General features: G+C 65.7%; 8 protein-coding genes. 1 reads left to right on the plus strand and 7 read right to left on the minus strand.

Features of this window, described 5'->3' with window-relative positions; translation table 11 throughout:
• Positions 1–54 precede the first annotated feature (54 nt).
• Positions 55–4002, plus strand: a complete 3948-nt coding sequence (locus tag WH367_RS20685) for an IPTL-CTERM sorting domain-containing protein (RefSeq protein ID WP_339537513.1) — start codon at positions 55–57, stop codon at positions 4000–4002.
• A gap of 157 nt (positions 4003–4159) precedes the next feature.
• Here WH367_RS20685 and WH367_RS20690 read toward each other — a convergent pair whose 3' ends face one another.
• From WH367_RS20690 to WH367_RS20720, 7 genes are all read right to left on the minus strand, one after another.
• Positions 4160–4696 (minus strand): HEPN domain-containing protein, encoded by a 537-nt coding sequence (locus WH367_RS20690; protein ID WP_021024673.1) that lies wholly within the window; start codon positions 4694–4696, stop codon positions 4160–4162.
• An 85-nt stretch (positions 4697–4781) separates the two neighbouring features.
• A complete protein-coding gene (locus WH367_RS20695; RefSeq protein WP_339537514.1) occupies positions 4782–6500 on the minus strand; it encodes an ATP-binding protein in 1719 nt (572 codons plus the stop codon).
• 125 nt (positions 6501–6625) lie between these two features.
• Positions 6626–7318, minus strand: a complete 693-nt coding sequence (locus WH367_RS20700) for a response regulator transcription factor (RefSeq protein WP_021024671.1) — start codon at positions 7316–7318, stop codon at positions 6626–6628.
• A 77-nt stretch (positions 7319–7395) separates the two neighbouring features.
• Complete coding sequence (locus tag WH367_RS20705) at positions 7396–8619, minus strand: multidrug effflux MFS transporter (protein WP_339537515.1); 1224 nt, start codon at positions 8617–8619, stop codon at positions 7396–7398.
• A 61-nt stretch (positions 8620–8680) separates the two neighbouring features.
• Complete coding sequence (locus WH367_RS20710) at positions 8681–8866, minus strand: hypothetical protein (protein WP_339537516.1); 186 nt, start codon at positions 8864–8866, stop codon at positions 8681–8683.
• A gap of 498 nt (positions 8867–9364) precedes the next feature.
• Positions 9365–10111, minus strand: coding sequence for a sulfite exporter TauE/SafE family protein (locus tag WH367_RS20715; protein WP_339537517.1), 747 nt, complete (start codon positions 10109–10111; stop codon positions 9365–9367).
• A 273-nt stretch (positions 10112–10384) separates the two neighbouring features.
• The gene (locus tag WH367_RS20720) at positions 10385–12262 is read right to left on the minus strand and encodes a PepSY-associated TM helix domain-containing protein (RefSeq protein ID WP_339537518.1); all 1878 of its coding nucleotides are present in this window, start codon (positions 12260–12262) and stop codon (positions 10385–10387) included.
• Position 12263: the final 1 nt, after the last annotated feature.

A 12263-nucleotide genomic window follows, 5' to 3' on the forward strand; every position in this document is an offset into this window, starting at 1 on the left:
GTGCAGGCAAAGGCAGCCGGGAGCCGTTTGCGGCAGTTGGTTTTGCTGGGCAGTTTGGCATTGGTAGTTGCACTGCCACTGGCGGCCCAGGCCAAAACCTATGTGGTCAATGCGGTGAGCAGTTCCACCACCAATGCGTCGGGCTGTGATGCAGGCAATAGCGGCACTTGCACCCTCGGCAATGCCATTTTGGCGCTCAATGCCGATGCAGACAGCAGCGTTGCGGCGCGCATCGAGTTTGAGGCGGGCCTGTTTTCGTCTCCGCAGACGATTGCGGTGAGCCAATTGGCCCCGCGTTACAGCGTGGACATTGCGGGCCCGGGTGCGCATCTGCTGACTTTGAGGGGCAGCACCTCGCAGACCATGTTTGTGATGAATGCCGGCCAAGGCGCGAGCGGTACCGGAAGTACCTTGGAGGTTCGTCTCGCTGGGCTGCGCATCAGTGGCGCGCGCCAAGGCATCAACAGCGCTGCCAAGCTCACGGTCGACAGCTGCTGGATCGATAGCAACACCAACACCAGCACGAGCAACGGTGGCGGTATCCTCAACCGCGGCAGCCTCAGCTTGCTCAACAGCACGGTGGCCAACAACACGGCCAGCAACGCGTCGTTTGGCTACGGCGGCGGCATCCAGAATGATCCGACTGCCACGGCGCTGCTGATCCACAACAGCACCATTGCCAACAATGTGGCCCGCCAAGGTGGCGGCATCAACAGTAGCTCAGGTGGCAGCATTGCCATCCACAACTCCACCATCAGCGCAAACCAAGCAACCAGTTGGGGTGGAGGCTTCTACAGGGAGGGCAGCAGCGCGCCGTTGGTGGTCAACTCCATCATTCGCGGCAACACGGCGCCAAGCTTTCCGAATGTGGTGGGCGGCAGCAGCTTGGTGAACCAGAACAGTTCCGTCCATATCGCCAACGCAGCCGACACAGGCCTGCCTGTGATCGGGCTTGCCGCTTTGGGCGCCTATGGCGGCACCATGCCAACGATGCCGCCCCTGGCGGGCTCACCGGCGCTGGGTCTGGGCCGCTACGCAGCAGGCGAGCAGGCTCTCGACCAGATCGGCGCACCGCGCCCAGCGACCGTAGGTGCGGTGATTGATGCAGGTGCTGTGCAAGGCCAGGCCTATACCCTGGCATTTGCCAGCCCTTCGCCTTTCCCCAGCCAGGTGGCGCCGGGTGCGGCGTTGCCGGTGACGGTGGATGTGCAAAGCAGCGGACAGCCTCTGCTGGGGGTGACCCCGGCCTTGCTTGCCAGCACACATGCGGGCCTGACCTCCAGCGCCAGCTGCGCGCCGAGCAATGCCAGCGGCCAGGCTGCTTGCACGGTCAGCTTCACATTGCCCGGTGGCGTGCCGGTTTCGGGCGTCAGCCTCAATGCGCACCTGGGCGCAGCCTCGGTCAGCAGCGCGGCCTTTACCGTCGCGGCCCAGCAGCTGGGCGGATTTGGTATCAGCCTGCCAGCGCAAGTGGCTGCGGGCCAGGCGTTTAACTTCAGCGTCAACGCGCTCGATACCGATGGCCATGCGATGCCCAGCTACAGCGGCACCGTGCATTTCAGCAGCAGTGATGCCGGGGCACAGTTGCCCGCAGGTGCCGCACTCTCCGGCGGTGCGGGCAGTTTCAGCGCCACCTTGGCCGCCACGGGCAGCCAGCAGATCACGGTGGCAGATGCGCTGTCCAACCCCGTGGTACAAGGCTCGGCCAGCACGCAGGTGCTGTTGCTGCCGCCCCTCGTCACCAGTCTGGCGCCCTCCGTGGCCGATGCCGCAGGCGGCACGGTGGTGACGGTGAACGGCAGCCACTTTGATGCCACGGCCCAAGTGCAATTTGCAGGCTTTACCTATATCCAGCCTTTCAATGTGACGCCCACGTCGCTCAGCTTTGTGGCGCCGGCTGGCGCGGGCGGCAGCGATGCAGCGGTACAGGTGTTTACCCAAGGCTGCTATCTGGCCGTGCCCAACGCCAATTGCATGAGCCCCATCACGCCCGCCAGCGTGTTGCGCTTCTTTGCGGCCAGCTATGTGGTCAACAACGCTGGCGACAGCGATGGCAGCAACCCACAAGCCTGCGCCCAGGGCAATGCCAACAGCTGCACCTTGCGCGATGCGGTGCTGCAGGCCAATATGCTGGGCGGCGCGCCCGTCATCCAGTTTGATGCCAGCGTGTTCAACCCCGCTGCGCCGCAGACCATCAGCTTGGCCCATGGCCAGATCAGCCTGGGTAAAAGCATGACCATCGAGGGCCCGGGCGCCGATGTGCTGACGGTCAGCGGCAATGGTGCCAGCCGTGTGCTGCAGATCGAGGCCGCCGCGCAGCCGGTGCGCCTGGCGGGCCTGCGCTTGGCGCAAGGCCGCTCCAACGGCGGCAGCGCGGTGCTCAACCATTCATCCGGCTTGGTGCAGCTGCAAAACCTGGTGCTGGCGCAGAATGTGGCCGCAGCCGGTGGCTATAGCGGTGACAATGACACGCTGGCCCAGGCGGGCTCGGGCGGCGCCGTGTACTCGCATGGAACGGGTGCGTTGGAGATTGAAGGTTCCAGCTTCGACAGCAACAGTGCTGCGCAACTGGGCGGTGGTCTGCTGGTGGCGGCGGGCAACACCGCCACCTTGCGCGGCAGCACCTGGGTGTCCAACCAAGGCGACCTGGGCGGCAGTGCGCTTGCCAACCTGGGCAGTGTGGCGCAGATCGAGAACAGCACCTTCAGCGCCAATGCCAGCCCGAACGCGGCCGGCCAAGGCGGCACCCTGTTCAGCCAGGGCCAGAGCCGTTTGGTGCTGCTGAACAGTACGCTGGCAGGCAATAGCAGCGGCATTGCCGGTGGTATCAGTGGCGCAGCCGACGGTGGCAACACCCCCAGCCTGAACCTGGTGAACAGCATCGTGGCCGGCAACAGCGGCGGCGCTGGGCCAGCGGCTGATATCCGCAGCACAGGGCTGACCCTCATTGATGGCGGTGGCAATGTCTTTACCCAGGACACGCCTACGACCATCGACCCTGGCCTGGCACCGCTGGGCCACTACGGTGGCAACACCCCAACCCTGCTGGCGCTGCCCGGTTCGCGCAGCATTTGCGCGGGCGTGGCCAGCGCGGCAGAGGTGACGGTGCCACCGCTGGACCAGCGCGGCGCCGCGCGCCCCTATGTGGCCGATGGTCTGGTGCCCGCATCCTGCGTGGATGCCGGTGCCGTGCAAAGCCATTACGCGATGCAGTTCAGCGTGCAGCCATCAGCGGTGGCGCTGAACACGCCCATGCTGCCAGCGCCGCAAGTCACACTGCAAGAAAACGGACAGGCCTTTAGCAGTACCAGCTACCCAGCCCTTGGCGCACTCGCCTCGTTGGGCAGCGTGCAGCTGGCCCAAGGCCCGGGCACGGGCCGCCTGGCCAAGCTGGTGTTGGCCACCACGCCGGTATCGGTAGACCTGGCCACTGCCACCGGCACTGCCGTGTTTGACGATCTGGAGTTTGCCCAAGCCGGTAGCCAGAGCCTCGTCGCCAGCCTGGCGCTCAACCCTGGCTTGGCCGAGCCGGCTGTGCTGCAAAACAGCAGTGCCAGCTTTGCCGTTGGCCAGGCTGCCGCGCAGGTCAGCCTGGAAGCCAGCCCGCAGCAAGTGCAGCAGGGCCAGGCAGTGACCTTGACCGCCACGGTGACCGGCAGCGCCCCTGGCGGCACCGTCACCTTCAGCGATGGCCCCAGCGTGCTCTGCGGCGGCCCTGTGGCCCTTGTCACCGTGGGCGATACCGCCACCGCCAGCTGCACCACCTCCGCGTTGGCGCAGGGCGAGCGCGCTATCACCGTGACCTACAGCGGCGATAGCAACAACGCCGCCGCTGTGACCTTGACCCCGTCGCAGGTGGTCGTCACCGCGCCTCCGGGCAACGGCGGCACCAACCCCATTGCGGTCCCTGCGTTGTCGGGCTGGGCACTGGCCTTGCTGGCTGCGCTGGTGGGCGGGATGGGCCTGGTCGGGCGCCGTGTGGTGGCGCGCAAGGCCGATTGAGTGGTGGGGCGCCGGGCCAGCCTGTATTGCGGGGGCCGGGCGCCGAGATGTGGTGAATAAGCAGAGGTGGAGGGGGTGTAGGAGGGCAGGGAGACAGGTCCTAGGCGAACGGCTGGCTTGGCCAAGTCAGCCGTTTGCCTTTATGAAGCCTTCACCGTCACTCTGCTTCAAGAGCATGTTCCGTGGCAGTTACAAGGCCAGTTAAAAAGCGAATGGCTTTCTCCAAGTCATCCCGCTTGACCATGTGAGGTGCAGGTGCCCCGACAGTTACTGGTTTCGAGCGATGAACCACATCTCCACGGCGGCTGATGAGTTGATCAAGTGACTTTTTTGCTGACGCAGTGTCGTAGTGAAGCCATGCCCACCCTGCGGTCACATCGACCTGCAAGTAATCAAGAAATAGCTTTTTGGTCTTCTCTGAATTGGGGTTGTGAAAGCGCTTCAATTCCTCCGTGAGCTTGTTGTTCACGAAATCCCCGATAGGACTACCGTTCACCGCTTTTAATCTGGCGGCAACTGCCTCTATGACGCGATCTTCCACATAGGTCTCCCATGCGGTAAGTGCCATCACGAGCCCTGCTCGTTTGAGAACCTCTGCTGACTCCGCATTTTGCTTATGGAGTGAGTCGAAATGCGCAAGGAGCGTGGTCGCATCTTGGATAGAGATTAAGAACGTTTTTGATGCGCGGGACATTAGTAGCGAGCGACTCTTCTAATTGGTTGAATGATTTTCTTAGTCTAATCCAGTCGTACCTCAAATAGCTGACTACGCGGGGGTGTCAGACCTCAGGTATGTCCCGCACTTCCACCACAGCCGGCAGCGGCACCCGCAGCACCACCGTCGTCAGCCCCCCTTGCGACCCCACCGACAACTGCGCACCCAGCCGCTGCGCCCGGGCCTGCATGCTGCGCAGGCCGGTGCCGTGCGTGGGGGTGTTGGCTGCTTTGGCCGCAGGCAGGCCCACCCCGTTGTCCTGCACCTGCAGCAGCAGCTGGCCGGCCTCGCGGGCCAGCACCACGTCCACGCGTTGGGCATGGCTGTGTTTGAAGGCATTGGTCAGGGCTTCTTGCAGAATGCGCAGGACATCCAGGCTGGCGCTGGTGGGCAGGTGCAGCTGGTCGATATGGCTCAGCTGCCAGTGCACCTCCATGTCGTGCACCTCGAACAGCTGGCTCATGCGGTAGCGCATGGGGGCGAGCAGCTCGCCCAGTGATAGCTCGCCATAGTGCTGGGCGGAGGCCAGGTCGATGATCAGCCGCAGGTCATCGCGCATGCCTCGGAGCATGCCCAGTACCTGGTCGGGTGGCAGCGCGCCGCGTGTGCGCTCCAAGGTGGTGATATTGCCGATCAGCATGCCGCCCAGGCCGTCGTGCAGGTCGTGGGCGATATTGACGCGCTCGCCCAGGCGGGCCTGCAGCAGCTCCAGCTCATGGCGGCCGGCCAGCGATTCGGTCAGCTCGGCGCGGGCCTCGGCCACATGGTGCTGCATCTCGTCATTGAAGCTCTCCACGCGCCGGGTGTTCTGCACAAAGGTCCAGGCCAAGGTCAGCGCAATGCCGACGGTGGCGAGTGGCTCGGTGTAGGTGGCCAGGTAGAAGTTGTCGTCCACGATGCGGGTGAAGACCAGCAGGTCATGCGCCATCGCCAGCGCGCTGGCCAGCGCCGTGAGCGACAGCAGGCGCTGGGCCTGGTTGCCGTTGCGCCAGGCCAGGCCGACAAACACGCCAGCGGTGGTGAACAGCAGGGCCGATGAGGCCCAGGCCATGACGTTGCGCATCTCTCTGAGCTGCGCATCGGGCACCAGCAAGGTGATGGCCGCCAGCGCGGCAATAACCAGCCACATGGCGGCCTCGCGCCTGGGCCAGCGGCGGCCCATGAAGCGCAGCACAAACATGGCATTGCAGCCGTGGTAGAGCACATAGGCGATCGAGACCACAGCCGCATAGGTGTTGATGTGGTGGAACGGCCAGGGCGTCACGCTGACAAAGTTGACGGTAAAGCCGACCCAGGCGGCCTGGCGTGCGGCATACCAGCCGTAGGCGGCCTCTTGGCGGCGCATCAACCACAGCACCAGGAAGAAGCAGCCCAGGGTTGCGCCCACGCCCAGGTGCAGCCAGTTGAGGTTGTGCCGCACCAGGTAGCTGTCCTGCTGCGCCGCGCGCAGCAACTCGGGTGCGCCGATCTCCACCGGCCCCAGCGCGGGTTGGTAGGCGTAGTAGCCGCTCACGCGGATCAGCAGCTCGTTGCTGCCGCTGTGCAGAAGCGGTGCGGGCAGTACCAGGTAGCGCGGCGTGTTCCAGGCACGTGTCATCGGCTCGGTCAAATACGGGTCGCGCTGCAGCTCCACGCCGTTGACCGAGATGACCCCGGCCTGCATCAGGTAGTGGATGTAGAGGCCCTGGGTCTGTGGCTCGCCGCTGATGTCCCAGCGCAGCCGGTACCAGACGACGCCGCTATAGCCCGGCCATTGCTGGTTCCAGTCGTTGGGCACCTTCACCGGCACCCAGCCGTTGTCGGGTGGCTGCTGGGCATTCCAGTCCGAGCGCGCGGCCTCGGCCGTGCCGGGCCAGGGCTGGCCTTGGGCCTGCGCGGGCGGTACCTGGCATAGCGCTGCCAGACAGATCAGCGCAGCAAGCCATGCTCGCGTGCACGCCGCAAGGCCTGCGTGCGCGAGCTCACGGCCAATTTGTCGTAGATATGCCGGATATGGGTGTCGATGGTCCATCGGGATAGGTGCAGGCATTCGGCGATTTCGCGGTTGCTCATGCCGGCGGCGACATGGTCGAGGATCTCGCGCTCGCGCTCGGTGAGCGCTTCGCGCAGCGCCGGGTCGGGCGGCTGCGACGGGGTGGGAGGGCGCCCGGCCGGGCGCCCCACCAGGTCCAGAATGCGCCGGGCGATAAAGGGGTCGATGGGCGCGCCGCCCTTGAGCACATTGCGCACCGACAGCGCAATCTCCAGGTCGTCGCGCTCCTTGAGCACATAGCCATTGGCGCCGGCGCGCAGCGCGCCCAGGATCATCTCCTCGGTGCTCCAGGCCGACACCACCAGAATCGGCAGCACCGGGTTGCGCGCGCGCAGCCAGTCAATCAGGTCAATGCCATTGCCATCGGGCAGGCCCAGGTCGATCAGCGCCATCACCATGGGCTGCAGGCCGCCTTCGGGCGCGGTCACCAATTGCTGGCACTCGGCCAGCGAGCCAGCCTCGCACAGCTGATCGGCTGCGACGCCTACCGAGCCCAGCACGGCGCCCAGCCGGGCGAGCATGTCGGGGTCGTCATCAACCAGCAGTACGGGGAGTTGCGCAATAGCCATCGCTACATTTTGACGCAAAGAGGGAGATCTGCCATCACGCATTTACGGTAAATGCGGCTGTTATTGCCCCTGGCGCGCTAATGCCCCGCCAGCGCATGGAGCGTAGATGGCGCCTGCTGGGCACTGCGCCAGGTAAGCAGCCACAGCACGGCAGAGGCCAGCAGCATGAAGGCCAGCCACGGAACGGTGCCCAGCACCACCACCTTGCCGGCCAGCGGCGTGGCGGCCGAGGAGATGCTGAGCTGGAAGGCGCCCAGCAGCGCAGCGGTGGAGCCCAACGCACTGTGCTGCGAGCCCATCGCCATCGACATCAAGGTGGCCTCGGCCATGCCCAGGCCCCACATCGCAAGGAACATGCCCAGCACGATGCCGGGCAGGCCCAGCTGCGCGGCAGCGGCGGCCAGGGCCAGGCCGGAGCCGGCCACCATGAGCAGTGCGCCGATGACCGCCAGCCGCGCAACGCCGGCGCGCTGCACCAGCTTGCCGCTGGTGACTGCGCCCATCAGCACCGCCACGCCGGTGGCGCCAAAGACCAGGCCAAAGCGGTCGGGGCTCAGGCCAAAGCGCTGCTGGTAGACCAGCGAGGCGCCGGCGATGTAGATGAACAGCACAAAGAAGGCGCTGGACAGCGCGAGCGCGGGCAGCAGAAACTGCCGGTCGCTGGCAATGCGCAGGTAGGTGCTGGCGACGGAGCGCAGCCGCAGCGGCAGCCGGGCCGCGCGCGGCAGGGTTTCGGGTAGGGCCATCGCGGTGTTCAAGAGGACCAACAGGCCCATCGCGCCGAGCACCACCATGACGCCGCGCCAGCCGTAATGCACATCGACATAGCCGCCCACGGCAGGCGCCAGCACCGGGGCCAGGCCCTCGATGGTCATCAGCAAGGCAAAGAGCTGGGCGGCACGCGCGCCCTTGGCCACATCGCGCACCGAGCTCATCACCACCACCAGGGTGAACGCGCCGGCCAGCCCTTGCACAAAGCGGCTGGTGAGCAAGATGCCGATGGAGGACGCCTGGCTGGCCCAGAACGAGGCCAGCGCAAAGGCCAACAGCCCCGCCAGCAGCGGCCGGCGGCGGCCAAAGGCATCGACGATGGGGCCAAACAGCAACTGGCCCAGGCCCATGGCCAGCAGGAACACCGTCAGGGTCAGCTGCACCTGGGCATAGGGCACGGCCAGTTCCGTGGCGATCTCGGGCATCGAGGCCAGGTACATGTCGGTGGCCGAGGGGCCGAGCACGGCAATCAGCGCGAGAGAGGCGGCAAAGCGCAGGCCGCTGGCAGGTAGGTGGGTATCGGTTGTCATGGAAGGACTTGCTGTAGCAGCATGGACATGGGGTGGGTGAGGTGGGGTGCAGCGGCGGGCATCAGGGCGCGGTGCCCCCAGCGACGAGTGCGATCAGCGCCAGCGCGGCGGAGGTGAGGCCAGCGAGGCCCGCGACGGTGAGCAGCGCCCGGTAATCGCGGCGGTCGATACGGCCGGCGCGGCCTTGCCATGCGGCAATCAGCAGCGATGCGGTCCACAGGGCAAGGGCGATGGCGGCGTGCGTCATCGCAAGGCCCTGTGCGCAGGCAAATGCGGCGCGTGCAGGCGCAGGCCGGCGCTGTCAGGCAGCAGCGCCAGGGCGGTGAAAGAAGCGCAGGGAGAAGACAAGACGGGGTCCTTTCTGGGAAAAATGCCGCAGGAAGGCCCGTTGAAAAAACAAATGCCGCCCGTGCGGCGGCATCGTTTCAAATGGGAATAGGAAATCGTGCCGCGCTTAGGAAGCGAGGCGGTACAGCACAGCGAAGGCGTACGAGATGATGACCATAGGTCGCGGATTATAGCGACGAATTTTTGCGATGCAAGCGATGGGCCGCTGTGCGGCGGCGGGTGCGGGCAGCGGTGCTGTCAACGGTCTGCATGGGCATGCCCAAGGTGTGCTGGCATCTAGGCCTGGGGCGGCGCGCGTTCGGTGGTTGGCACTGAGTCACAACCCGCCCCGCATCTGGCTGACTGCCCATGGGCCTTTGAACAGGTTCTTAGATGGCGCGGCCTTTTGAGCAGGTACTTAAAAGAACGGCCGAGAGGCAAGTTCGAGCCCCAGGACAAGCAGCAGTAGCAGAAAGCACTGCCGAAAGCGCTGGGGGCTGATACGCGCCCGGACCCAAGTGCCCAGCCACATGCCCAGCAACGCAGGGATGACGCTGAGTGACGACAGGCCCAGCTGGTTCAGGCGAAATGCGTCGTTGGCCAGCAAACCTGCGGCAAGGGCCAGGGTCGAGATGCTGAAGGACAGCCCCAGCGCCTGCACCAGCTCGTCCTTGTGCAAGCCAAGAGCGCCAAGGTAGGGAACGGCTGGCATGACAAAGACGCCGGTGGCCCCCGTGACCATGCCGGTAACCAGCCCCACCAGCGGTGAAAGCCATGCCTCCAGCGCACGCGGGATGGAGAGCGCGGGCGCCAACAAGGCATAGACCGCATAGACGATCAAGGCCGATCCCAGGGCGAAGCCGGACCAGCGGGGGTCAACGCGCACCAGGAGCGCGGACCCGCCCACCGTCCCGATCACCATGGCCGCCAGCATGGGCCACAGGCGCCGCACCAGCGCTGCAATCGCGCCGCCAGAGAACAGTTGCCAAACATTGGTGACAAAGGATGGCACCACCAACAGCGTTGCCGCCATGGCCGGCGGCATCACCATGCCCAGCAGCCCCATCGCCACCGTCGGCAGACCCATCCCTGTCACTCCCTTCACCATGCCGGCAAAAAGAAAGGTGGCTGTCAGCAAGCCATAAAAGAACATTGAATCATGCATGGGGGACCTCCAGATGGCCCCATTGAACCGGATGGGTGGCAGAAGCACAATTCGGAATTTATGGCAGATGCTTCGGGGATTCCTGAGGATAGATTATGTGGTTATGGGAAATGGACACACCAGTTGGAAATACCGTAGCTGCTTTGTGATCAAGACCTTGGCGCAAGACCTTGGCAAGAGCGTTTTTTCGCCGCTGCCCAGGCCCAGCCGCTGGCTCCGGGGCGGTGCGGGCGGCTCGGGTTCCTCCCACCAGGCGAGGATTTTGCAGCGACTCTAAGCAAGAACCAAGGCGGCGCAGGCCAAGGCCAGCATGGCCAGGCCCAGCCAGGCCTGGCTGGCGCTGCGGGTGCTGAACACCCAGATGGCAAGGGCGGTATAGAGCACAAAGCTCAGCAGGCTGGCGCTCAGCACCGCTTCGGCGCTGGATAGCCCGCTGAACCTGGGCAGCATGCGCGCAAGGGCTGCTGCGGCCAGGCTGGCCAGGCCATAGCCGCCCAGGCAGGCGGCCAGTACCCGGCTGCTCACTTGCAGGCGGTAGCCTGGCTGGGCGGCCTGCCACTTTGCAGGCTTGGCCGGCTTTGGCAGCGGAGCCAGCGTTGCCCGCGGGCCTGGGCTGTGCCAGTGCCGCTTTACTGTCCTGGCCATGCCCATCAGCAGCATGCCAAACGCGATGGCAACCAGCTCCACACTGGCGCTTTGCCAGTCGCCCCTCTGGGCGTAATGCCAGGCACAAAGGCCGGTGGTGGCCAGGTTCAGCAGCGGCAGCAGCATGCACAGGGCCGCTGCCAGCACCAGCTGCTCTACCCAGGCCCGCGCCGGGGGCCGGCAGGCGGCATGCAGCCCGCTGGCGGCCCAGATAATCAGGAAGCCCCGAATCTCCCACAGCTCGCGCCCCGGCAGGGAGGCTGGCAGCAGGCGGTTGAGCCAGAAGTAGCCCATGCAGGCCAGTGCCATACCGGCCAGGGCGGCCACGTTCAGGCACTCGACAAGCCGGTAAAAGCCAGCGGTAGCGCCACCAAACTCCTGCGCGCTTTTTTTGCGCCGCTTGACCATAAAGAGCATGGTGCCGGTGGCCATCATTGCCGTGCCCATCAGCCCAAAGACAAAGTACATCCAGCGCAGTGTCCAGCCACCAAAGCTGGCCACATGCAGCGCTTCGAGCACCGGGTGGATCTGGCCGCTGTGGGTAGGGGCGTGTGGGTCGGGGTTGCGCAGCTGCAGCACCGCGCCGCTCACCCCATCAAAACTCACCTGAGCGGCCTGGTGGAGGATAGTCTGTGTGTCGCTGGGCGGCTGGTGAAAGACGCGCACGGTCATCGAGACATCGCCGGGCCGCTCGATAAACAGCATGCGCGGGCTGCGGCCGGTCAGCTGCTGCGCCTGGTCCAGCAGCTGCGCCAGGTCCTGCATCGCAGCGGGCTGGCCCTGCAGACTGCGGCGTGGCGGCGCGGCCTCGGGCGAGAGCTCGCCCTGGTAACGCGCCTGGGCCTGGGGGCTGTCGCCATACACGGCGCGCAGCGGCCAGGGCATATAGCTGCTGTAGAAGTAGGCGAGACCCGTGTAGGCAATCATGAACAGAAAGGGCAGCGCCAGCACGCCGGTCACGTTGTGCGCATCCAGCCAGGAGCGCTGGCCCTTGCCCAGCCGCAGCGTAAAAAAGTCGGCAAAGATGCGCCGGTGCACGACGACGCCCGAGACCAGCGCGACGAGCATGCACATGGCCAAAAAGCCCACCAGCCAAAAGCCGATGGTGCCCGCATGCAGGCTGTAGTGAAAGCTCATGAAATGGCGCCCGCCCTCCGTCTTGCGCCCCCAGGGCTGGGGCAGCAGGGCGCCCGTGGCCGGGTCCATCGCAGCGGTGTGCAGGCCGCCGCGCTGGCCGCGAGCCGGTTGCCAGGCCAGCAGCAGCGCATCGCCCGCTTGCTGGGGCAGCTCAATGCGCCAAAAGCGCGCGCCAGCGGCCTCGCTGGCCAGGTGGCGCGCGGCTTTATCCAGCGCCAGTGGGGCCTGCGCTGCTGCGGCCTCCAGCGGCGGCTGGGCCTGCATCCAGCGCGTGATGGGCGCGCGGAACACGCTCAAAGTGCCGGTCAGAAAGATCGCGCACAGCAGCCAGCCGCTGACCAGGCCGCACCAGGTGTGCAGCCAGGCCATG

The sequence above is a fragment of the Comamonas sp. MYb21 genome, assembly GCF_037479395.1.
Lineage (GTDB): Bacteria > Pseudomonadota > Gammaproteobacteria > Burkholderiales > Burkholderiaceae_C > Comamonas.

Excerpts from the sequence above, each read along its gene's own strand:
- WH367_RS20690 (WP_021024673.1), bottom strand. The coding sequence starts at position 4,696 with ATGTCCCGCGCATCAAAAACGTTCTTAATCTCTATCCAAGATGCGACC.
- WH367_RS20700 (WP_021024671.1), bottom strand. The coding sequence starts at position 7,318 with ATGGCTATTGCGCAACTCCCCGTACTGCTGGTTGATGACGACCCCGAC.
- WH367_RS20705 (WP_339537515.1), bottom strand. The coding sequence starts at position 8,619 with ATGACAACCGATACCCACCTACCTGCCAGCGGCCTGCGCTTTGCCGCC.
- WH367_RS20710 (WP_339537516.1), bottom strand. The coding sequence starts at position 8,866 with ATGACGCACGCCGCCATCGCCCTTGCCCTGTGGACCGCATCGCTGCTG.
- WH367_RS20715 (WP_339537517.1), bottom strand. The coding sequence starts at position 10,111 with ATGCATGATTCAATGTTCTTTTATGGCTTGCTGACAGCCACCTTTCTT.
- WH367_RS20720 (WP_339537518.1), bottom strand. The coding sequence starts at position 12,262 with ATGGCCTGGCTGCACACCTGGTGCGGCCTGGTCAGCGGCTGGCTGCTG.